At 61.1% G+C, this 21,242-nt stretch carries 20 protein-coding genes and 1 tRNA gene; 12 read left to right on the plus strand and 9 right to left on the minus strand.

The window, feature by feature from the left end; genetic code table 11:
• The first annotated feature begins 411 nt into the window (after positions 1–411).
• Positions 412–846 carry a hypothetical protein gene (locus NKJ94_RS06570; RefSeq protein WP_352523733.1) on the plus strand — a complete coding sequence of 145 codons (435 nt, stop codon included), beginning with the start codon at positions 412–414 and terminating at the stop codon, positions 844–846.
• 6 nt (positions 847–852) lie between these two features.
• On the opposite strand, the gene NKJ94_RS06575 is transcribed toward NKJ94_RS06570, so the two are convergent.
• Positions 853–1,530, minus strand: a complete 678-nt coding sequence (locus NKJ94_RS06575) for a DsbA family oxidoreductase (protein ID WP_352523735.1) — start codon at positions 1,528–1,530, stop codon at positions 853–855.
• 23 nt (positions 1,531–1,553) lie between these two features.
• Positions 1,554–3,374, minus strand: coding sequence for an extracellular solute-binding protein (locus NKJ94_RS06580; protein ID WP_352523737.1), 1,821 nt, complete (start codon positions 3,372–3,374; stop codon positions 1,554–1,556).
• Between the two features lie 229 nt (positions 3,375–3,603).
• On the opposite strand from NKJ94_RS06580, the gene NKJ94_RS06585 reads away from it, so the two are divergent.
• Positions 3,604–4,233, plus strand: a complete 630-nt coding sequence (locus NKJ94_RS06585; protein ID WP_352523739.1) for an invasion associated locus B family protein — start codon at positions 3,604–3,606, stop codon at positions 4,231–4,233.
• 122 nt (positions 4,234–4,355) lie between these two features.
• Here the strand turns inward: NKJ94_RS06585 and hspQ are convergent, their stop codons facing one another.
• On the minus strand, positions 4,356–4,679 hold the full coding sequence (gene hspQ, locus NKJ94_RS06590) for a heat shock protein HspQ (RefSeq protein ID WP_352523741.1): 324 nt from the start codon (positions 4,677–4,679) through the stop codon (positions 4,356–4,358).
• Positions 4,680–4,899: 220 nt separating this feature from the next.
• Positions 4,900–6,111, minus strand: coding sequence for a UbiH/UbiF family hydroxylase (locus NKJ94_RS06595; protein ID WP_352523743.1), 1,212 nt, complete (start codon positions 6,109–6,111; stop codon positions 4,900–4,902).
• 61 nt (positions 6,112–6,172) lie between these two features.
• Between NKJ94_RS06595 and NKJ94_RS06600 the strand changes: the two genes are divergently transcribed.
• The 8 genes from NKJ94_RS06600 (at position 6,173) to NKJ94_RS06635 (ending at position 14,444) form a co-directional block, all read left to right on the plus strand.
• Positions 6,173–7,111: a DUF2182 domain-containing protein gene (locus tag NKJ94_RS06600; protein WP_352523744.1), complete on the plus strand. Its 939-nt coding sequence runs from the start codon at positions 6,173–6,175 to the stop codon at positions 7,109–7,111.
• Between the two features lie 15 nt (positions 7,112–7,126).
• Positions 7,127–7,741: a DUF1326 domain-containing protein gene (locus NKJ94_RS06605; RefSeq protein WP_352523746.1), complete on the plus strand. Its 615-nt coding sequence runs from the start codon at positions 7,127–7,129 to the stop codon at positions 7,739–7,741.
• The gene (gene pcsA, locus NKJ94_RS06610) at positions 7,738–8,556 is read left to right on the plus strand and encodes a phosphatidylcholine synthase (RefSeq protein WP_352523748.1); all 819 of its coding nucleotides are present in this window, start codon (positions 7,738–7,740) and stop codon (positions 8,554–8,556) included. The genes NKJ94_RS06605 and pcsA overlap by 4 nt, the downstream gene beginning before the upstream one ends.
• A gap of 18 nt (positions 8,557–8,574) precedes the next feature.
• Entirely contained in the window at positions 8,575–9,552 is a 978-nt protein-coding gene (locus NKJ94_RS06615; RefSeq protein ID WP_352523750.1) for a quinone oxidoreductase family protein, read from the plus strand.
• Between the two features lie 154 nt (positions 9,553–9,706).
• Positions 9,707–11,299, plus strand: a complete 1,593-nt coding sequence (locus NKJ94_RS06620) for an ABC transporter ATP-binding protein (RefSeq protein ID WP_502904171.1) — start codon at positions 9,707–9,709, stop codon at positions 11,297–11,299.
• Positions 11,296–12,408, plus strand: coding sequence for an ABC transporter permease (locus NKJ94_RS06625; protein ID WP_352523861.1), 1,113 nt, complete (start codon positions 11,296–11,298; stop codon positions 12,406–12,408). The genes NKJ94_RS06620 and NKJ94_RS06625 overlap by 4 nt, the downstream gene beginning before the upstream one ends.
• Complete coding sequence (locus tag NKJ94_RS06630; RefSeq protein ID WP_352523754.1) at positions 12,408–13,328, plus strand: ABC transporter permease; 921 nt, start codon at positions 12,408–12,410, stop codon at positions 13,326–13,328. The genes NKJ94_RS06625 and NKJ94_RS06630 overlap by 1 nt, the downstream gene beginning before the upstream one ends.
• Positions 13,329–13,376: 48 nt before the next feature.
• Positions 13,377–14,444, plus strand: coding sequence for a BMP family ABC transporter substrate-binding protein (locus NKJ94_RS06635; RefSeq protein WP_352523755.1), 1,068 nt, complete (start codon positions 13,377–13,379; stop codon positions 14,442–14,444).
• A 111-nt stretch (positions 14,445–14,555) separates the two neighbouring features.
• Here the strand turns inward: NKJ94_RS06635 and NKJ94_RS06640 are convergent, their stop codons facing one another.
• Entirely contained in the window at positions 14,556–15,773 is a 1,218-nt protein-coding gene (locus tag NKJ94_RS06640) for a beta-propeller fold lactonase family protein (RefSeq protein WP_352523756.1), read from the minus strand.
• A 202-nt stretch (positions 15,774–15,975) separates the two neighbouring features.
• Between NKJ94_RS06640 and NKJ94_RS06645 the strand changes: the two genes are divergently transcribed.
• The gene (locus NKJ94_RS06645; RefSeq protein WP_352523758.1) at positions 15,976–16,884 is read left to right on the plus strand and encodes a LysR family transcriptional regulator; all 909 of its coding nucleotides are present in this window, start codon (positions 15,976–15,978) and stop codon (positions 16,882–16,884) included.
• A gap of 27 nt (positions 16,885–16,911) precedes the next feature.
• Here the strand turns inward: NKJ94_RS06645 and rimO are convergent, their stop codons facing one another.
• From rimO to NKJ94_RS06665, 4 genes are all read right to left on the minus strand, one after another.
• Entirely contained in the window at positions 16,912–18,225 is a 1,314-nt protein-coding gene (gene rimO, locus NKJ94_RS06650; protein WP_352523759.1) for a 30S ribosomal protein S12 methylthiotransferase RimO, read from the minus strand.
• 158 nt (positions 18,226–18,383) lie between these two features.
• The gene (locus tag NKJ94_RS06655; protein WP_352523761.1) at positions 18,384–19,043 is read right to left on the minus strand and encodes a TerC family protein; all 660 of its coding nucleotides are present in this window, start codon (positions 19,041–19,043) and stop codon (positions 18,384–18,386) included.
• A gap of 182 nt (positions 19,044–19,225) precedes the next feature.
• The gene (locus tag NKJ94_RS06660; protein ID WP_352523762.1) at positions 19,226–19,633 is read right to left on the minus strand and encodes a DUF930 domain-containing protein; all 408 of its coding nucleotides are present in this window, start codon (positions 19,631–19,633) and stop codon (positions 19,226–19,228) included.
• Positions 19,634–19,700: 67 nt separating this feature from the next.
• Positions 19,701–19,790: transfer RNA gene (locus NKJ94_RS06665), tRNA-Ser, on the minus strand.
• Positions 19,791–20,113: 323 nt separating this feature from the next.
• Between NKJ94_RS06665 and NKJ94_RS06670 the strand changes: the two genes are divergently transcribed.
• On the plus strand, positions 20,114–20,998 hold the full coding sequence (locus tag NKJ94_RS06670; RefSeq protein ID WP_352523763.1) for a GNAT family N-acetyltransferase: 885 nt from the start codon (positions 20,114–20,116) through the stop codon (positions 20,996–20,998).
• Positions 20,999–21,242: the final 244 nt, after the last annotated feature.

A 21,242-nucleotide genomic window follows, 5' to 3' on the forward strand; every position in this document is an offset into this window, starting at 1 on the left:
CATGTCGAGAGGCGGATTACGTCCGCAATTTCAAAGGATTGCCAGCCTGCGCGGGTGAATTAAACACCTTCCCTCAGGGAAGCCGTTCGCACAGCTTTGTGAACACAAGGGCGTGGCCAGCGGCCGATCTTCACACCTTGAACCGGCCTGGGTACGCGAACTGTTCTGCCTTCAGCGTGCATTTTACGACCATGTCCAACCTCGTCGGCGGCCAGAAAGTGACTGTGATTCGTGGGTTGAACCGTCTTGTCGATACCTTGCCGCGGCCAAGCCTTGCCGGCACAGTCCATGACGCGAACCAGAACTATTAGATCGTGCTTATTTAGAGCGCGCACAAACTGAGTTTGACAATGATGTGCTGCGGATCGAACCTGCCGGGTGCGTTCGGGTTTGAACTGGGGGGAGTCCTTTATGCTTGCACGAATACTACTAGCCGCGACGCTCGCAACATTTACCTGGCTGCCGCAAACACATGCCGGCAGCCAGGCCATCCCGGCAAGTGCTGAAGGGCAGGTCGAGTTCAACACGCCGTCCGGCAATATCGGCTGCATCTACACGCCGAAGGGCGGCACCAGCACCTACGAGCCGCAGGATGGCGGACCGGAACTGAGCTGTTCGCGCGTCGAGCCCAGCTACGTCACCATCATCCTCGGCCCGAAAGGTCCGGCGACGCTGATCAAGAATCCTGGCGAGCAAGGCTGCTGCGGCGACGTCGCCAAACTGGCTTATGGCAATAGCTGGAGCAAGGGGCCGTTTTTCTGCCAGTCATCCACCAAGGGATTGACCTGCACCGGCAAGCATGGCCATGGCTTTTTCGTCAGCAAGGCCAAGGTGACGGTGAAATAGTCCGGCTCAGTTCGCCGTTTCCAGTTCGCCGCGTGCCTTGGCCGCGGCGACCTGGCGGAGCGCATCGGCAAGCGTATCGGCGTCCTGGGCTCCCATCACCGCATATTTGCCTTCAAGCAGAAAGCACGGCACACCCGATATGCCCATGCGCGAAGCGGTGGCGATTTCGGTGCGCACCGCCTCGACATCGGCGTCGGTCGGCAGAAGCGTTTCGACCACGGACGCATCCATGCCGGCCTCGCGGGCGGCTTCGATCAGCACGGCATGATCGCCGAGATTGGCGCCTTCCTCGAAATTCAGCTGGAACAGCCGGCGCACCACCCGGTTCTGAATGGCCTCGCCGGCCGTCCCGGCCCAGCGAATGAGCCGGTGCGCATCCAGCGTATTGGGCGCGACCTTGATGGCGTCAAAGGCAAAGGAAATCCCTTCAGCCTCGCCCAACGGCTCGATCCGGGCATGGATTTCGCGGATGCGTTGCTCGCTGCCGAATTTCGCCACCATGTAGTCGCGGCGGTTCTTGCCTTCGGGCGGAATCGTCGGGTCGAGCTGGAAGGGCCGCCAACGTATGTGAACGTCGATATCGACGGCGGCAATCGCCTTGTCGAGCCGTTTCTGGCCGATAAAGCACCAGGGGCACACGACGTCGGAGACCACATCGACGGTAATCGAGTTCTCGTCGTTCATCTTGATCTCCTGTTCTGAAGAGGTCACTTCGGTTTGCGCCACCAGGTCGGCAACTGATAACCGTATATGGGCGTCTTTTGCGGGTGTTCCAGATAGTTCCAATAAGCGAGCCATTGCTGGTTGTTGTGCTGCGTCGGCACCATGTAGTTGCCGGAGATCAGCAGCCGGTCGAGAACGCGGACGGCGGCGACATAGTCCTCCTTCGAACGAGCTCTCAGCATCGCCTCGATCGCCCCATCCACCGCCGGATCGGCGACGCCGGCGAGGTTGAACGATCCTTCGGCCTTGGCGGCAGCGGATCCCCAGCGCCCGGTTTGCTCGATACCGGGCGACAGCGAGTTGTTGAAACCGGTCGAGCCGACCAGCACCTCGAAATCGAAACGCTGCTTGCGCGACTGGATCTGGTCACCATCGAGGCTGCGGATGCCGACATCGATGCCGAGCTTCTCAAGGGTGCGCTGATAGATAGCGGCAAGTCGCTCTTCGTCCTGCGAGGCGGTCAGGATCTCGAAACCGAACGGCTTTCCCTCGGGATCGAGCATCGCGCCGTCCTGCACCGTATAGCCCGCACTCTTCAGCAGCTCGAATGCCGCCTTCAGCACCTTGCGGTCCTGGCCGGAGCCGTCGGTAACGGGCGGCCTGTAGGTGCCGTCCATGACATCTGCGGGCACGCGGCCGGGGTAGGGGGCCAGCAGGGCCTTTTCCTTTTCGCTGGCCGGGTGGCCGAGCGCGGACAGCTCGGAATTCTGCCAAAAGCTCATCGTGCGCGTGTATTTGCCGCCGAACAGATTCTTGTTGGCCCATTCGAAATCGTAGAGCATGCCGAGCGCGCGCCGCACGACCGGATTGGAAAATTTCGGCAGCCGCGTGTTGAACAGGAAACCGTTGACCACCGGCGGAATGCCGGTATCGAAAGTTTCGGCGATGACCTCGCCCCTGTGGAAGGCCGGAAAATCGAGATCGCGCTCGCGTTTGACCGGGTCGCTGTCGTCGTCGATGGCGCAGATGCCTTTCTTGAACGCTTCCTGCTTGGCGTTGGCGTTGAGGAAATATTCGATGGTGATCTGGTCGTAATTGTCGAAGCCGCGCTTGGACGGCACGTCCTTGCCCCAATAGTCCGGATTGCGCTTGAACACGATGCGCTGACCGGGCACGACTTGCGCCACCGTGTAAGGCCCGCTGCCGATCACCGGCTTTAGCGTCGTCCTTTCGAAGGTGTCCTTGTTGAAGGCGTGTTTCGGGATGATCGGCGTCAGCGCAATGATCAAAGGAAATTCGCGGTCGGCCTTGTCGTTGAAGGTGAAGCGCACACTGCGGTCGCCGGTCTTTTCGAGCTTGGCAATCGCTTTCATTCGCTGGCTGTAAGGTGGGCGGCCCTTCTCGGTGAAGACGTCATAGGTAAACAACACGTCTTCCGGCGTCACCGGCTCGCCGTCCGACCATTTGGCGTTGGGATCGAGGTGGAATTCGATGCTCTTGCGCTCGGGATCCATGTCGGCGGTATCGGCGAGCAGGCCGTAGAGACTGAAGGCCTCGTCGTAGTTGCGCTGCATCAACGGCTCGAAGACAAGATTGCCAAAAGCTTGATCCATCATGCCGCGCGCGGTGGTGCGCAGACTTCTCAGGATGAACGGATTGAGATTGTCGAAGCTGCCGCCGACGCAATAGGTAATGCTGCCGCCTTTCGGCGCGCCGGGATTGACGTAGTTGAAATGATCATAGTCGGCCGGCAGCGCCGGACCGTCCTGCATGGCAAGCGCGTGCTTCGGTTCCGACAGGGCCGACTGCAGGGAAAGGCCGACAAACAACATTGTGGCGATCAGCCAAACGACAACGCGGCCCATGACCGTCTCCTTCCCGATTCGACGCGCAGCATACATGAGCCGGTCGTGCACCGGCCAACCCCTTGACCCAATCCCTCGGCTAAGATTCGCAAGGCCCGGGCTGGATTCGGCATCGCTTGCAGTGTAACACGCCGTCCGAAGTCATTCTGTTGCCTCATTTCGGCAACAGGTAGCTGGACCACACGGCGCGAAAAGCCGGTTCCGGGATCATTTGAGAGGAATGCACGACATGACGAGCCTGAACAGCAACGCGTACCGCCTGTCGGTCATGGCCGCTGGTGTGGTCGGCTTTCTCGGCGCCGGGCTCCCCGCTGCTTCCGCGCAGCAGCAACAGCAGATTCCGCAAGGCTGGTTCAAGGCCTGCACCAAGCAGGAAGACGTCGACATCTGCAACGTCCAGAACATCACTACTGCCGGCAACGGCCAGCTCATCACCGGAGTCAGCCTGATCGAATTGAAGGGCAAGGTGAACCGCAAAGTGTTCCAGGTGACGGTTCCGACCGGCCGTCTGGTTCCTCCCGGCATCGGCCTCCAGATCGACGCCGGCAAGGCGCAGAAGCTCGACTATGTGATCTGCTTCCCGGACCGCTGCGTGGCGGAAGTGCCGCTGACCGACCAACTCGTCGCATCCTTCAAGAAGGGATCGGCGCTGACGCTCACCTCGGTCAATTTCCAGAACCAGCCGAACCCGATCAAGATTGCGCTGACCGGCTTCAGCGGCGCCTTCGACGGCCCGCCGCTGCAGCAGTCGGACATCGAGGACCGGCAGAAGAAGCTCCAGGAGTTCGTCGCCAAGAACAATCAGGATTTTGCCAAGAAGCTCAAGGAAGAGCAGGACAAGGCGAAGGCCGCCAACTGATCGACGGGTTTTCAAACCAACAAAAAGCGGGGTTCATGCCCCGCTTTTTTCGTTTGAACCGGCCGATTGTCGGGTCCAGCCATGTGTCAAGCCGGCCAAGTCCCAGCCCAGTCCCAGCTAACTCAATGTCTCGATTGGTGCTTCGGCTCGTAGCGCCCGTCCGACTTCTTATCGAACATCTCACCGATCTGCGGATGCCGGACCGGTTCGCCCGACCGGTCCTCAAGCAAATTCTGCTCGGACACATAGGCGATGTATTCCGTTTCCGAATTCTCGGCGAGCAGATGATAGAAAGGCTGGTCCTTGCGCGGCCGCACGTCAGCGGGGATCGCCTCGTACCATTCGTCGGTATTGGCGAATTGCGGATCGACGTCGAAAATGACGCCGCGGAACGGAAACAGCCGGTGGCGAACCACCTGTCCGATCGAGAATTTGGCTGTCTTCATCGCACTCACCACTTTAACTTCCTGAACGCCACGCATCCTGGAACACGCAAGGAACGCTCCAAGACTTTAGACTCTTACGCATCGGGCCGACAAAGATTGGCCTAGACCTTGCGGTCGACATCTTCGTTATTTGGCGCAGACGCCGCGTCAATTCAATCCCGAAGCGCATGATGCCGGGTTGAGCTTGCAGCACGCGGATCAAGGGCGGTGCCCAAGATCGCTATCGCCCAGCCGGGTTTCGCAATCCACCAAAAAATGCTGCAAAACCGCTGCCAGGTCGAAGACCCTCGCGCATGAAAAACGCGCGCAGCGGCGCAAACCCCTCAAGCACGCCAAGACCGGCGCTACGCGCCAGCTGGGCCGGCAGCATGTCGGAAAGCAACGACATGTTGAGCAGCTTGACCGCGCTGCTGCGCGCCAGAATGTCCGGCCGCCGCTTGAAATCATAGGCGGCAAGTGCCTTCGCGGCGCCTGGATCGGAGGAATTTTCCCGAACGATTCCAATCAGGTCTTCGATATCCCTGATGCCGAGATTGAGGCCTTGCGCGCCGATCGGCGGAAACACATGGGCGGCTTCGCCGACAAGGGCCACGCGGTGCTGTGCAAATCGCCATGGGCTCACCGCTGAAAGCGGATAGACCTGCCGCCCGGGTTCCACCGACACACGGCCCAGCATCGATTGCATCCGCTGTTCGACCCGCGTCGAAAGCTCGGCGTCGTCGAGTGCTGCAAGGTCCTTGGCGATATCCGGTTCGAGCACCCAGACAAGGCTGGACCGGTTGCCGGGCAGGGGAACCTGTGTGAACGGACCGGTCTCGGTGTGGAATTCGGTCGAGGTAAAGGCATGGTCGCTGCGGTGACCGAAATTGAGCACCAGCGCCGCTTGCGGATAGGATCGGACCGATGTCCGGATACCGGCTGCCTCGCGGGCCGGCGACTGGCGGCCATCGGCGGCAACCGCCAACGACGCCTCAACCTCGCTGCCGTCGGCGAGAAAGGCATGGGCATGGTCGGCATCGAGGCGCCATGCCTCCACCATCGACTTTCGCCACTCGATGCCCGAATGCGCGCCGACAGCCTCGGCTAGCATGCGGCTGAGGACACCGTTGGGCGAGTTCAGCCCGAATTGCTCTTCGTCGATCTCGCTGGCGCGAAAGGTCACTGTCGGGCTGCGGATCAGCCGGCTGGTTGCATCGACGATGCGCATCACCTTGAGCGGCGCTGCGTGTGGCCTGAGGCCGTCGAGGACCCCAAGCCGCTCGAACATCTTCAGGGCAGGGTTCATCAAGGCTGTCGTCCGGCCATCGGGGCCGGCTGCCTCAGGCCCTACCAGCGTCACGGGAAAGCCGGCGTCGGCAAAGCCAAGCGCCGCGATCAGCCCCGCCGGGCCGCTGCCGGCAACCAGTATCCGTGCTGTTTCCCGATGGTCCAAATTCGGCTTCCGGATTGCGAGGTGAGGCCTATCCGACCTGTTGGTCCATATAGGTCAGGTGATGCGTCTTGATCAACGCGGCGATTCGGCCCATTCGGTTGCCATGACCGGCCAACAAGACGATTTCAGCCACCTCGACCGTACCGGCCGCGCGATGGCGAGGGTTGCGCGCAGCCCTCGACTGATGGTGAGCGTTGTTGCTGGCATGGGCATCGCCCTTGCCTGGCTCCTTCTCGGCGCGATGGCGATTCGTGGTGCCGTAAGCCGGCTCCCGGGCGCCGATGCACCCGGCGACACCATGCTGGAATACCTGCCGCAACTGCCGCTGCCGGATTTCCTTGCGCGTTTCTCCGCCCTCTGCCTTGCGCCTGCGCCGCTTCGCGCAAGCATAGGTGCGCAAGGCGGGGCACTCACCGCGATGTGGTTGTTGATGGCCATCGCGACCATGCTGCCCTCCGCGGCGCCGATGATCCGCACCTATTGCGAGATCGCAGATACCGCCCGGATCAAGAGGGAACCGGTCGTCCATCCGCTGGTCCTGGTCGCTGGATATTTGAGCGTCTGGCTTGCCGCCTCGGCAACGTTCGCAGCCCTGACGCTGGCAGTCCATGCATTCGCGTCATCCGGGCAGATGCTCGATCCGGCGGTTGGAATTGCCGGAGCAGCCGCGCTGTCGATCGCCGGTCTCTATCAGTTCAGCTGGTTGAAGGAAGCCTGTCTGGAGAAGTGCAGAAATCCGTTCTCGGTCCTGTTCGCCAACTGGAGCGCCAAGCCCATTCGCATTTTCCGGCTCGGCATGGAGCAGGGCCTATGGTGCCTTGGATGCTGCTGGGCACTGATGCTGGTGATGTTTGCCGTCGGTGTGATGAACGTGTTCTGGATGGCGCTGATCGGCCTGTTCACCCTGGTCGAAAAACAGACGGCAGGCAATCTGCTCACGCGGCTGGCCGGTGCAATACTGCTTGTCTGGGCAGCCGCGCTGCTAGTAGTCTCGACATGAGGGGGAGATAATTCGATGACAGATGAAGGCTGGGCAATGAAGGGAGAGCTCGTCCTCTCCTGCAATTGCACGGTTTTTTGCCCTTGCGTGCTGTCGCTCGGCAGTCATCCGCCAACAGAAGGCTATTGCCAGACCTGGGCCGGATTCCGCATCGATGCCGGCCATTTCGGCGAGGTCGACCTGTCCGGTCTCAATCTTGGGCTGGTCATGGAAATCCCCGGCTATATGAGCCGTGGCAACTGGACTGCCGGCTTGTTCATCGACAAGCGCGCTTCGGTTTACGCTGTGAAGGCACTGACGAAGATCTTCACCGGCAAGGCCGGCGGAACCACATCGCTGCTCTCCATCCTGGTCGGAAAGTTCCTCGGCGTCGAGCAGGTGCCGATCACCTACGAGATGCGTGAGAAAACGCGCATCTTCCAGATACCGAAGATCATCGATGGTGCGGTGACGCCGATCGTCGGCAAGGACCGTGACAAGGATACGGTCGTCAGCAATTCGGAATACTGGATCGCACCGGAAATCATCGTCGCCAAATCCGAAAAGAGCAAAATGCGGGCCTTTGGCCGCAACTGGAACTTTGCCGGCCGTTCGGCCGAAATCTGCAAGCTGGACTGGCGGGGCCCGTGAGCAAGAAGACGACGGCCAGGAAAATCGCCGACCGGATTCCGCGGCCGAAGAAGAAAGTCACATGGCCGCAGGCGCGGGCGTTCTCGGTCCATCTTTTGACCGCGTCGGGCTCGTTCCTGGCGTTCCTGTCGCTGGTGGCAGCGAGCGAGCAGCGCTGGACGGCGATGTTCTGGTGGCTGGGCCTGGCGCTGTTCGTCGACGGCATCGACGGGCCGATCGCCAGGAAGCTCGATGTCAAGGAAATCCTGCCGACATGGTCGGGCGAACTCCTCGACAACATCATCGACTACGTGACCTACGTGCTGATCCCGGCCTTCGCGCTCTATCAGCGCGGCTTCATGGGCGAGCGCCTCTCTTTCCTGTCGGCGGCGATCATCGTGGTGTCGAGCGCCATCTACTATGCCGATACCGGCATGAAAACGAAGGAGAATTTCTTCAAGGGCTTTCCTGTCGTCTGGAACATGGTGGTGTTCACGCTGTTCGTCATCGAACCGGGACAATGGGTTTCCTTCGCCGTGGTCGTGGTGGCGGGCATCCTCACCTTCGTGCCGATCCATTTCATCCATCCGGTGCGGGTGAAGCGGCTGCGGCGCATCAATCTCGGCATGACACTGCTTTGGTGCGCTTTTGGCGCGCTGGCGCTGGCGCAGGCCGCACTTGCCTCCTTCTACGACCAGATCGGCGTGCTGGGCGAGCAGGTGAGCGTTTTCATCAAAATTGGGATTACGGTCACCGGGCTTTACCTCGCTTGCATCGGCGCTATCATGCAGTTCTTTCCAAATCTCGGCGCCAAGCCGGATGACAAAAAAGCCTGATCCCAAGAGAGCCAAAAAATGTCCAAAGCGATCCGCATCCATGCCCATGGCGGTCCGGAGGTCCTGACCTATGAGGATGCCGATCCCGGGCAGCCGGCCTCGGGACAGATCCTGGTCAAGCACACCGCCATCGGTCTCAATTTCATCGACGTCTATTATCGCTCGGGCCTTTATCCGCTACCCAGTGGGTTCCCGCTGATTCCCGGCGGCGAGGCGGCCGGCGTGGTTTTGGAGGTCGGCGCAGAAATCGACTGGCTGAAGCCCGGAGATCGCGTCGCCTATGCCGTGACCACCGGCGCCTATGCGGAGCGGCGCGTGATCGCCGCCGATCGCGTGGTGAAAGTGCCTGACGGCATCGGCGACGATCAGGCCGCGGCGATGATGCTGAAGGGCATGACCGCCGAGTATCTGTTGCGCCGTACCTTCAAAGTGAAAGCCGGCGACACGATCCTGTTTCATGCGGCGGCCGGCGGTGTTGGGCTGATCCTCGGCCAATGGGCCAAGCATCTCGGTGCGACGGTGATCGGCACCGCAAGTTCGACCGACAAGATCGAGCTCGCCAAGGCGCATGGCTTCGACCACGTCATCAACTATCGCGAGCAGGATTTCGTCGCCGGCGTTGCCGCCATCACCGGTGGCAAGAAATGCGACGTCGTCTATGATTCGGTCGGCAACGACACATTTCCAGCCTCGCTCGATTGCCTGCGGCCGCTCGGCACGTTCGTCAGCTTCGGTCAATCGTCTGGGCCGATCCCGCCCTTCAGCATCTCATTGCTGGCGCAGAAGGGCTCGTTGTTCGCAACGCGGCCGACGCTGTTCGTCTATAATGCCAAGCGCGAAGACCTCGAGGCTTCCGCCGCCGCATTATTCGATGTGGTGCTCAGCAGTGCCGTCAAGATCAGGATCAATCAGCGTTACGCGCTCAGTGATGCCGGCAAGGCGCATTCCGATCTCGAAGGACGCAGGACGACCGGGACAACGATACTTATCCCTTGAACGCCCGCAGTTTTTCGGCCCGCCGACGCCGCGGTTCTTGCGAACTGCTCTTTACCGCTTGAGTTTCCGCTGAAATTCTTGAAGCTCTTTCAAGTCGCGAGGCGCTTACCGGCGACAGCGGGCCGCGCATACCATGTTAGCGGGAACACAGAACATGTCTGGCAAACCAGATGGAGGCACTGTGAGTGCAGATCAGGACGGCGCAAACCTGCTGGAGGTTCGTGGCCTTACCAAGATATTCGGCACGCTGACGGCGTGCGACCATGTCGACCTCAACATCGCCAGGGGCGAGATCCACGCGTTGCTTGGTGAGAACGGTGCTGGCAAGTCGACACTGGTGAAAATGCTGTTTGGATCGCTGGAACCGAATTCCGGCGAGATTTTCTGGAATGGCCAGGCGGTCAGGATCACCAGCCCCGGCGCCGCAAAAAAGCTCGGCATCGGCATGGTTTTCCAGCATTTTTCACTATTCGAGGCGCTGACGGCGGCGGAGAACATCGCGCTGTCGTTGAATGACGGCTCGCCGATAAGCACGATCGCGGCCAAGGCGAGAGCGCTCTCTTACAGTTATGGACTGCCGCTCGACCCGCTATCGCTGGTCGGCGATCTGTCGGTTGGCGAGCGTCAGCGTATCGAGATCATCCGCTGCCTGTTGCAGACGCCGCAGCTCATCATCCTCGACGAGCCGACTTCGGTGCTGACGCCGCAGGAAGCCGATAAGCTGTTCGAGACGCTCGAACGATTGCGCTCGGAAGGAAAATCCATTCTCTACATTTCGCACCGGCTGGAAGAGGTCAAACGCATTTGCGACCGCGCCACCGTGCTGCGTCACGGCAAGGTGGTCGGCCATTGCAATCCGCGCCAGGAAACCGCGTCTTCGTTGGCGCGGATGATGGTCGGCAACGAGGTGCAGGCCGTGGTGCGGACGCCGGCCGAGGGTATCGAGACCGCGCCGGCGCTGCTTGAAATCCGCGCACTCACCCGCAAGCCGGCGACCCCGTTCTCGATCCCGCTCAGGAACATCAATCTTGAAGTCCGCGCCGGTGAGGTGATCGGCATTGCCGGTGTGGCCGGCAATGGCCAGGGCGAATTCTTCGAAGCCGTCTCCGGCGAAGTGCTGCAGCAGGATGCCGGCTCTGTCCGCATCCGCGGCAAGGATGCCGGCGGCCTCACCATCACCGGCAGGCGCCTCATGGGCGCTGCCTTCGTCCCGGAAGAGCGGCTCGGCCATGGCGCAGCACCCCGCATGAAGCTTTCGGAAAACCTGCTTCTGTCGCGCCACGCCACCGACGGCAAGGTGTTTGTCGGCGCCGGCGGGATGGTCAAAAACGACGCGATCTATACTGCTGCCCAGCGCATCATCAAGGCGATGGACGTGCGCAAGAGCGCGCCGGATCCGGAGGCTGCGGCTCTTTCGGGCGGCAATCTGCAGAAATTCATCGTCGGCCGCGAACTCGACCGCCGGCCAAGCGTCATGGTGGTCAATCAGCCGACCTGGGGCGTCGACGCGGGTGCGGCGGCCCACATCCGCCAGGCGCTGATCGAACTGGCGCGTAGCGGCTCGGCGGTGCTGGTGATCAGCCAGGACCTCGACGAACTGTTCGAGATATCCGATGCGATCGCGGTCATGCACAATGGCGAACTGTCGAAGCCGCTGCCGATAGCCCAAGCGACGTTCGAGAAGATCGGGCTGCTGATGGGCGGCGCCGAGCCCGGCCACGCCGAACACACGCTGGAGACGGCCTGATGCGCCTCGAACTCGTCAAACGCCCGCAGCGCTCGATGCTATTTTCAGCACTGTCGCCTTTCATCGCTTTCGTTTTGACGATCATTGCCGGCGCCATCATGTTCGCGCTGCTCGGCGTCAACCCGTTGACCGCCTTCCATATCTACTTCATCGAACCGATCAGCCAGGTCTGGCAGCTGCATGAGCTGGCGATCAAGGCCGCCCCCCTGATCCTGATCGCGGTCGGGCTGTCGGTCTGCTACAAGGCCAACATCTGGAACATCGGCGCCGAAGGCCAGTTCATACTGGGCGGTATTGTCGGCTCGATCATCCCCGTGCTGTTTCCGCAGTTCGAAGGTCCATTGGTGTTGCCGCTGATGCTTCTGCTCGGCATGGTCGGCGGGGCGGCCTATGCCGCAATCCCCGCACTGCTCAAGACGCGCTTCAATACCAACGAGATCCTGACCAGCCTGATGCTGGTCTATGTCGCCCAGCTCTTCCTAGACTGGCTGGTGCGCGGGCCGTGGCGCGATCCGCAGGGCCATGGTTTCCCGCAGACCATCCAGTTCAACGACTCGGCCATACTGCCGGAGATCCTCCCGGATTCCGGCAGGGCAAACTGGGGATTTGTCTTCGCGCTGGTCGCGGCGGTGCTGATCTGGATCCTGATGAGCCGTATGCTGAAAGGCTTCGAGGTCCGCGTGCTCGGCTCGAGCCCAAGGGCAGGGCGCTTTGCCGGTTTCGGCCTCAGCCGCATGGTTTTCTTTGCCTTCCTGCTGTCCGGCGCATTGGCCGGGCTTGCCGGCATTTCGGAGGTCTCTGGTGCCATCGGCCAGCTGCAGCCGGTGATCTCGCCGGGCTACGGCTTTACCGCCATCATCGTGGCATTCCTCGGCCGGCTCAATCCGCTCGGCATCGTCGCCGCAGGCCTTGTGCTGGCGCTGACCTATCTCGGCGGCGAGGCGGTGCAAAGCGCGCTCGGCATCTCCGACAAGGTGGCGCGGGTGTTCCAGGGCATGCTTTTGTTCTTCGTGCTCGGCTGCGACACGCTCATTCATTATCGCATTCGCCTGATTGGCTTTGCCGCGCCGAAACTCGATGCAGCGCCGAAGCTGGAGGAAGCCCGCTGATGGACATTACCGTCAACATCCTCTTGACCATCGCGACGGCGGCGACGCCGCTGCTGATCGCGGCGATCGGCGAGCTGGTGGTCGAGCGCTCCGGCGTGCTCAATCTCGGCGTCGAAGGCATGATGATCATGGGCGCGGTCGGCGGCTTCGGCGCCGGCTATCTCACCGGCTCGCCGTGGATAGGGCTGTTGGCGGCAATTGCCATGGGGGCAGTGTTCTCGCTGCTGTTCGCCGTGATGACGCTGTCGCTGGCCACCAACCAGGTGGCCACCGGCCTGTCGCTGACGCTGCTCGGCCTCGGCCTTTCCGGCATGATGGGGACGAATTTTGTCGGCCAGCCCGGCGAGAGGCTGCCAAACCTCGATATTCCCGGCCTCACCGCAATCCCGATCGTCGGCAGGCTGCTGTTCGGCCAGGATCCGATCTTCTACATCTCGATCGCGCTGACTGCCGTCGTCATGTGGTTCCTGTTCAAGACCCGCACCGGGCTCACTCTGCGCTCGATCGGCGACAGCCACACATCCGCCCATGCGCTCGGCATCCACGTCATCCGCTACCGCTATCTTTCGGTGATCTTTGGCGGCGCTTGTGCAGGGCTTGCCGGCGGCCACCTGTCGCTGGTGTACACGCCGCAATGGGTGGAGAATATGACCGCCGGTCGTGGCTGGATCGCGCTGGCTCTGGTCGTCTTCGCCTCCTGGCGGCCATGGCGGGTGCTGGCCGGCGCCTATATCTTCGGTGCAGTGTGGATCGGCCAGCTTCATGCACAGGCTTTTGGCATTCCGGTCCCCTCGCAACTGCTTTCTTCGTTGCCCTATCTGGCAACCATCGTGGTTCTCGTTCTAATCTCGCGCAACAAGCGTTTGACGATGATGAACACGCCGGCTTGCCTGGGGCAGCCATTCGTTCCGGATCGTTGACAAACAAAAAGACGGAAGCTCCAAGGCTTAACTCAGAGAGGTAACACAATGAAAAGACTACTTATTGCCATGATGGCGACGACGGCCGCATTGTCGCTGGCGGCCTCAGCCGAGGCGGCGGACAAGCTGAAGGCCTGCTGGGTCTATACCGGCCCGATCGGCGATTTCGGCTACTCCTACCAGCACGACCAGGGCCGGCTCGAGGTGGAAAAGGCACTCGGCGACAAGGTCGAGACCGCCTATCTCGAGAATGTCTCCGAAGGCCCCGATGCCGACCGCGCCTTCGAACGCCTGGCACGCGAGGGATGCAAGATCATTTTCGGCACGTCCTTCGGCTTCATGGACCCGGAAGTGAAGATCGCCAAGAAATTCCCCAAGGTGATGTTCGAGCACGCCACCGGCTACAAGACGGCCGAAAATCTCGGCATCTACAATGCGCGTTTCTATGAAGGCCGCTACGTACTTGGCCAGATCGCCGCCAAGCAATCGAAGTCGGGCGTCGCCGGCTACATCGTTTCCTTCCCGATCCCGGAAGTGGTGATGGGCATCAATTCCTTCATGCTCGGCGCGCAGTCGATCAACCCGAACTTCAAGGCGAAGATCGTCTGGGTGAACTCCTGGTTCGATCCGGGCAAGGAAGCCGACGCCGCCAAGGCATTGTTCGACCAGGGCGCCGACATCATCGTCCAGCACACCGACTCGACCGCTGCCTTGCAGGTGGCGGAGGAGCGCAAGCTGCACGGCTTCGGCCAGTCCTCCGACATGATCAAGTTCGCACCGCACGCGCAACTGACCTCGCTCACCGACGAATGGGGTCCGTACTATATCAGCCGGGTCCAGGCGGCGCTCGACGGCACCTGGAAGCCCGACAATGTCTGGCTGGGCATCAAGGACGGCGCCGTCAAGCTGGCGCCGTTCACCAACATGCCCGACGACGTGAAGGCGATGGCCGAAGCCACCACCAAGAAGATCGCCGACGGCTGGAACCCCTTCACCGGGCCGATCGCCAAGCAGGATGGCACACCGTGGCTGAAGGACGGCGAGGTCGCCGACGACGGCACGCTGCTCGGGATGAATTTCTACGTGAAGGGCGTCGACGACAAGCTGCCGCAGTAAGCAGCCGCGCTATGCCGACCCTGGTTCCGGTCCGCTTCGTCGGAACCAAGAGGGCGCCTTTGTGCGCCCTTTTTTCGTACGCGTCAGCTGGAAGCGGACTGCCCGCTGGTATCAGCGGGCGACTATGGTGTGGACGCCCGCGGGCAGCCTGATGCGATCTGACGTGGGAGCGAGCGCAGGGCGCCCTTCCGTAGTGATCCCCCATATCTCGACGGCACCGCCCAACGGCGTTTCGTCATTGCGGTAACGATTGACGCCAACGAAGAGCTTCTGTCCCATCCGATCAAAAGCCAATCCTTGCGGCAGAACGCCTGCGAGCGGCCATTCGCCGTGTGGTATCAGCCGCCCTGTTTCAGCGTCCAGCTGATAGAGGCTGAGCGACGCGTGCTCGGTCCGGTCGCGCGAGCCGTCCGGCTTGCCGGTGCCGCGAAGATTGGACGTGACGAGAAAGCGGCCATCAGGGCTGAAGGCGATCGTCTCAGCGCCCCAGCCGCCAAGTGCGATGTGAGGCACGGTATGCCGTGCAGCGTCGCCCGTCGCCCCGACATCGGCGAGCCGGACCGTGGTGAGAACGCCCTCCTGAACCCCATAGAAACCGACCGTATCGATACCCCATTGGACATCGGAGGTGATATAATGGCGGCCGTCCGGCGAGAAGCGGCCAACAAAGGGGAACTTGTTCGTCTGGACGCGATTGCCCCAGGGACGAATGCCCGAAATCGCTCCGTTCTGCGCGCGCAGGACCTCGTAGAAGGCAACCTGGCCACGGTCAACGAGATTGACCGCAATATACCGGCCGCTTGGATGCCACTGCACCCAGGTCGCCTTCAACGGAATGAAACCCGTTGACGGCTCAAGGTCCAGACCGAAACTGGAGACAGGACCGAACCGGCCCTCCCTGACCGGAACAAAAGAGAGTTCGCGGTCGGCATCACTGGTGATTGCAACGATGAGATCACCTGCTGGATTGAGATGTATCGCCTGCGGTTGTATTCCGATCCGAACGCTGTCGACCACCGCCGAGCGGCCGCCATCCAGCCGCAACGATCGGATCGTGTCGCCTTGCTGCAGCTCATCAAGGCGGGTGGCCCCTTCGGGCCGTTGGCGCAAAGTCTCGGCGACGAAAGCGAACTGGCCGCCCAAGGAGATGTCGAGTGCTCCCGGCGGCCCGTAGGTCGAATTCGAAACTTCGATCATCGCGATAGAGCGGGATTTCTCCGCCGGCGAGGTGACGACTGAGAGCGTATCGCGATGGTCCAGGTCGGGAGGCCCGAGCTCCCCCGTCTCGTACACGGTCGGCGCCATATCGATGTCGGAGAGTACAAACACGGTTTCGCCCCGGTCTTCGGACGGCTGTGCGCTGGGAAAGCTCGGCATTAGAAAAAAAGCAATTGCTATGAGAAACCGGCGTCGCATCGGGTCTGTCTCCATTTGCGTCATACGCCAATTTCCAAGTTTGCTTTCAGTCGTCCAATCGATATTTGGTATCCCCATATTCCTGCTGGTAATGACGCTTCGACCGGAGGTCGGTGTGAATCTGGCTGCAGTCGATCTGAACCTGCTTGTCGCCTTCGACGCGCTGCTCAGTGAACGGAGCGTGAGCGGCGCGGCGGCTCGCATCGGGCTCAGCCAGCCGGCGATGAGCAAGCGCCTCGCCAATCTGCGCCGGCTTTTCGCCGACGATCTCTTCATCCGTCATGCGGAGGGCGTGCGGCCAACCGAAAAGGCGCTCGACCTCGCCGATCCGATCCGGGCCGCGCTGCGTCAGATCCAGGATGCGTTGGGAGGTTTCGGCCATTTCTCGCCGGAGCGGTCGGGGCGCGTCTTCAGGATCGCGACCACTGACCATATCGCGTCGACCTTGATGCCTAGGCTGATTCCGATGCTCCGTTCAGCGGCGCCGACAATTTCGATTGTCTTGCGCAGCTTGCACCGCCAGGAGATCGTCGATTGCCTCGAGAAGGGCTCGATCGATCTTGCGATCACTATCCTGCCAGACGCGCCGACGACGATCAAACGTGCATCGCTCTTCCACGTGAACTGGATATCGATCGTCTCGACCGAACATCCTGAAATCCGCGACGGGCTGACGCTCGAACTCTTCCTGAAATATCCGCATTTGCTGGTCACTCACGTCGGCGACCTGAAGGGCTACATCGATCGCCTGCTGGACGACCGCGGCCTAAAGCGGACCGTTGCAATGAGCCTGCCTTATGCGCTCGCCGTGCCGGCCATCATCGCCGATACGGACATGATCTGCACGTTGTCGGCAAACGTGATTCGCCTTGCGGATTGGCCGCGTGTGCGCTCTTTTCCGCTACCCTTCGATTACCCCGGCTATCAGGAAACCCTGCTCTGGCACCGGAGGAACGACAGCGATCCCGGTCACGCCTGGCTCCGGCGGATGCTTATCCGCGTAAGCGAAACAGTCACGTCCTAGCAGAAAGGCCCTCGCACCTGTCGATCGTCAGACCGCCGAGCCGTAGAGGTCATAAGCGTCGGCGCGATCGATCTTGACCGTGACGATGTCGCCGGCGCGCAGCGGCCGCCGTGACTGGATGTGGACCGAACCGTCGATTTCGGGCGCGTCGTATTTGGTCCGACCCTTGGCCGAATTGCCATGCGCCTCATCGATCAGGACCGGCAGGCGCTTGCCGATTTTCTTGGTGAGCTGCGTTGCCGAAATCTTCTGCTGGCGCTGCATGAAGCGGTGCCAGCGGGCCTCCTTGATCTCCTGCGATACCTGCTCGAGGCCGAGGTCGTTGGAGCGGGCACCTCTGACCGGCTCGTATTTGAAACAGCCGGCGCGGTCGATCTTGGCCTCGTCCAGCCAATCGAGCAGCATCTCGAAATCATCGTCCGTCTCGCCGGGGAAGCCGACGATGAAGGTGGAGCGGATGGCAAGGTCCGGACAAACTTCGCGCCAGCCACGAATGCGCTCGAGCGTCTTTTCGCCATGGGCGGGCCGGCGCATGTTCTTCAGCACCTGCGGCGAGGCGTGCTGGAACGGAATGTCGAGATAGGGAAGGATCTTTCCTTCGGCCATCAGCGGGATGACGTCCGCGACATGCGGGTAGGGATAGACGTAATGCATGCGCACCCAGACGCCGAGCTTGCCCAGCTCTTGCGACAGATCGAGGAATTTCGCCCGCACTTCGCGATCGCCGAACATGCTGGTCTGGTATTTGATGTCGATGCCGTAGGCGCTGGTATCCTGCGAGATGACGAGGATCTCCTTGACGCCGGCATTGGCCAGCTTCTCGGCTTCGCGCAGGACGTCGGCGGCCGGCCGCGAGACGAGATCGCCGCGCAGCGCCGGGATGATGCAGAAGGTACAGCGGTTGTTGCAGCCTTCCGAAATCTTGAGGTAGGCGTAGTGGCGCGGCGTGAGCTTGACGCCTTGCGGCGGCAAGAGGTCGATGTAGGGATCGTGGCTCGGGGGAGCAGCCTCATGCACTGCCGCCATCACGCTTTCATAAGCTTGCGGGCCGGTGATGGCGAGGACGTTGGGATGTCTTTCGCGGATGACGTCCGGCTCGGCGCCGAGGCAGCCGGTGACGATGACCTTGCCATTCTCCGAAAGTGCGGAACCGATGGCATTGAGCGATTCGTCGCGGGCCGAATCGAGGAAGCCACAGGTGTTGACGACGACCAGGTCGGCGCCGTCATGCTTGCGCGCGATCTCGTAGCCTTCGGCGCGCAGGCGCGTGATGATGCGCTCGGAATCCACGAGGGCCTTCGGGCATCCAAGACTGACGAAACTGACGCGAGGGGCGGACATCAAAGCTTTTCCAGATTTCAGGATTGGCGGCGCACTACCACACTTGTCGCGGCATTGGTATGGGCAGCGGCTGCGGCGAAACGCAACCGCCGACGTCGCCAAAGGCTGGTCGATTCGAATTCGAAGGCCGGCGTCGATGCGAAAATCCTGTCGAAGCGTCAGCTCACCGCATTGCTGACATGCGGCAACACTTCGACCGCGCCTCGATAGATCATGTCGAGTGCAACATAGAAGATGATCAAAAGGCCGATATAGGCGATCCAGCGATGGCGGTGCAGCAGCTTGGCGATGAAGGTCGCGGCAAGGCCCATCAACGCGATCGACAGCACGAGGCCGATCACCAGCACCTGGAAGTGATCGCGTGCCGCGCCGGCGACCGCCAGTACGTTGTCGAGCGACATCGAAACGTCGGCGATGACGATCTGCAATGCCGCCTGGCCCAGGGTCTTCTTACGCGCCTTGCCGGCCACCATATTATCGCTGTTGATATCGGAATTGGACAACGCCTCCGTCGCCTCCACTTCGTCGGCATGGGAGGTGCGCAGTTCGCGATACATCTTCCAGCACACCCACAGCAACAGGATGCCGCCGGCCAGCAGAAGGCCGACAATCTGGAGCAGGGTGACAGTGATCGCGGCAAAACCGATGCGCAACACCGTCGCCGCCACCACGCCGATAAGGATCGCTCTCTTGCGCTGCTCGATCGGCAGGCCGGCCGCGGCAAGGCCTATGACTATGGCGTTGTCGCCCGCAAGCACGAGGTCGATGGCGATGACCTGGAGCAGGGCCGTGAGGCCTGCGGCGGTGAAAATTTCCATCGACTGGAAGTCCCTTGCTGATTGGCCGACCGTTCGCGTCGAGTGCCTCGACGCCCTAACGTGTATGGTTCCCGCGCGTCAAGGGACTGGTTGAGACAAGGTCGGTAAACCGCCGGTCGCGGCCGCAACATACGGAGTTTGCGACGATCGACCCGAAACATGGGGCCAGAGGTCGCGGATGTCTAGTTGTAGAGGTTGTATTTGGGCCAGTCGCTTTCCGGAATTTCCTCGCCGATCCGGTAGCGGAGTTGCAGGACTTGCATATGGTCCGGCGCTGTCTCGCATTTGAATTTCAGCCGGTACCATTGTCCCTTGCTGCGAAAGGCAGCGCCCGGGCTCCTGATCGCATCGGCGCCCATTTCGGGCGTCGCAAAGGCGTAGGCGACGACGCGATCGGCTTTGTATTTGTGGTCGTCACGGGTAATCCGGTCGAGAATTTCGGCGTCGCATCGCTGCTCCAGCCGGGTTTGCGGGTCGAGTTTGAGCAGGCCGGTGCGCAATGCGCTGTCCATCGCGCTGGCCGGCCAAGCCAGCGCCATCCATGCAAGGACCGCAAAAAATAGTTTATTCATGGGCGGGAGAAGCACCATATTTGGGCGAAGAAATCAACCCGATCGTGGGCTCACTTCCTGGTCATCTCGACGCAAGTTGCTACAATGGCGGAGGGAGTGGGATTCGAACCCACGGTGGGCTTGCACCCACGCCGGTTTTCAAGACCGGTGCCTTAAACCGCTCGGCCATCCCTCCAAGGTGATTTTTCAACCACTTAGGATATCGCGAGAGGGGCGGGTTCGAGCAGTCGGTACCGGATTGGCACCAGGACGTTCCCCGACCGGTTCGCGCTTCATTCCTGTAAAGCCGCATTCAATGCCAAGTCAACCACGCCGGCGGCAAGTTTCGGTGCGGGCCAGAACGGGGGGCGGTCATCGATGCGTCATGGCCAATCCGACTTGTGTTTTATGCCGAGTGTGGAAAATCGTTTTTAAAAGCCGCACAGACTATTAATCGTTGTGCGCCGATATGTTGGAGCGTTAAGCACGTCTAAGTAAAATCGTATTCTGGAGTTGATTTTGGCCGTACTTGGCGCTCTCCCGCCCGGTCTTCGCTGTAGACCAATTCGCGAAACCGACTGGGAGGGAGTGGTCGACTGCCTGTGCAGGGGCTTTCCGCAGCGTAACCGGAGTTACTGGATACAGGCTCTGACCCGTTTGTCGCAGCGGCCTGCGGTTGCCGAGCTCCCACAATATGGCTTTGCTTTGGAGCACGCCGGTCGGATCGTCGGCGTTGTGCTCACCCTTTATGCCCGTTACCAGGGGCCGGAGGGCGACGAAATCCGCTGCAACCTTTCAAGCTGGTCAGTCGACGCAGAATTCCGTCCCTATGGCGCCATGTTGGTCGCGGCGGTTCTCAAGCGGAGGGATGTGACCTACACGAACATTTCGCCGGCACAAGCGACATTAAAAGCCAACCGGGCGCTCGGCTTTCGCCTCTTTTCCAAGGGACAATTTACCTTCCTGCCGGCTTTGAATTCGGCGCAGCGATCATGTCGCGTGCTCGAATTCCGTCCTGATCTTCCGGAATTGGCGATGTTGTCCGAGAGTGAGAGATACATACTCTCGGAACACTCGGCGCTGGGCTGCCTGTCGTTGATCTGCATTTGCGACGGAGCAGCGTTCCCCTTGGTGTTGATGCCGCGCCGAATGTTGCACGGTCTTATCCGATGCCATCAGATCATCTATTGCCGCTCGCTCACGGATTTGAGCCGGTGCGCCGGTGCCATGGGGCGCTTTCTCTTGCGAAGCGGAATCCTGGTTTGCTTTGTCGACGCCAAGGAGCCGATTCCAGGTTTGTCGGGGTGGTACCGCCCCAACAAGGGGCTGAAATACTTCAAGGGTCCCAGACCACCCGCACTTGGAGATCTAACGTTCACCGAACTTGTGATATTCGGTCCCTGAATTTGCGCTCGCAGACACGCCAACGCTTAGCCGCAAGGCGCGTGCGGCACGAATGGCGCTGCTGATCGATAGGCGATGATTTTCATGCCGATCGGCGAGACGGTCCCGTGCCACAATCTCGCCCGGTTCCGACCACAATCGGTTAATACGGTGATAAACAATTCCTGCGCACAAAAGGATTGGGGTAGGGCGTCGCCGGCGTTTCTGGAGTGGGTGCTTTGGCACCGCTGACGTTCACGTTGCG

Source organism: Mesorhizobium sp. M0060, assembly GCF_040323155.1.
GTDB lineage: Bacteria > Pseudomonadota > Alphaproteobacteria > Rhizobiales > Rhizobiaceae > Mesorhizobium.

What these genes read in the sequence shown, in the direction of transcription:
- NKJ94_RS06570 (WP_352523733.1), top strand. Translation starts at nt 412, where the DNA reads ATGCTTGCACGAATACTACTAGCCGCGACGCTCGCAACATTTACCTGG.
- NKJ94_RS06575 (WP_352523735.1), bottom strand. Translation starts at nt 1,530, where the DNA reads ATGAACGACGAGAACTCGATTACCGTCGATGTGGTCTCCGACGTCGTG.
- NKJ94_RS06580 (WP_352523737.1), bottom strand. Translation starts at nt 3,374, where the DNA reads ATGGGCCGCGTTGTCGTTTGGCTGATCGCCACAATGTTGTTTGTCGGC.
- NKJ94_RS06585 (WP_352523739.1), top strand. Translation starts at nt 3,604, where the DNA reads ATGACGAGCCTGAACAGCAACGCGTACCGCCTGTCGGTCATGGCCGCT.
- hspQ (WP_352523741.1), bottom strand. Translation starts at nt 4,679, where the DNA reads ATGAAGACAGCCAAATTCTCGATCGGACAGGTGGTTCGCCACCGGCTG.
- NKJ94_RS06600 (WP_352523744.1), top strand. Translation starts at nt 6,173, where the DNA reads ATGCGTCTTGATCAACGCGGCGATTCGGCCCATTCGGTTGCCATGACC.
- NKJ94_RS06605 (WP_352523746.1), top strand. Translation starts at nt 7,127, where the DNA reads ATGACAGATGAAGGCTGGGCAATGAAGGGAGAGCTCGTCCTCTCCTGC.
- NKJ94_RS06615 (WP_352523750.1), top strand. Translation starts at nt 8,575, where the DNA reads ATGTCCAAAGCGATCCGCATCCATGCCCATGGCGGTCCGGAGGTCCTG.
- NKJ94_RS06620 (WP_502904171.1), top strand. Translation starts at nt 9,707, where the DNA reads ATGTCTGGCAAACCAGATGGAGGCACTGTGAGTGCAGATCAGGACGGC.
- NKJ94_RS06630 (WP_352523754.1), top strand. Translation starts at nt 12,408, where the DNA reads ATGGACATTACCGTCAACATCCTCTTGACCATCGCGACGGCGGCGACG.
- NKJ94_RS06635 (WP_352523755.1), top strand. Translation starts at nt 13,377, where the DNA reads ATGAAAAGACTACTTATTGCCATGATGGCGACGACGGCCGCATTGTCG.
- rimO (WP_352523759.1), bottom strand. Translation starts at nt 18,225, where the DNA reads ATGTCCGCCCCTCGCGTCAGTTTCGTCAGTCTTGGATGCCCGAAGGCC.
- NKJ94_RS06655 (WP_352523761.1), bottom strand. Translation starts at nt 19,043, where the DNA reads ATGGAAATTTTCACCGCCGCAGGCCTCACGGCCCTGCTCCAGGTCATC.
- NKJ94_RS06660 (WP_352523762.1), bottom strand. Translation starts at nt 19,633, where the DNA reads ATGGTGCTTCTCCCGCCCATGAATAAACTATTTTTTGCGGTCCTTGCA.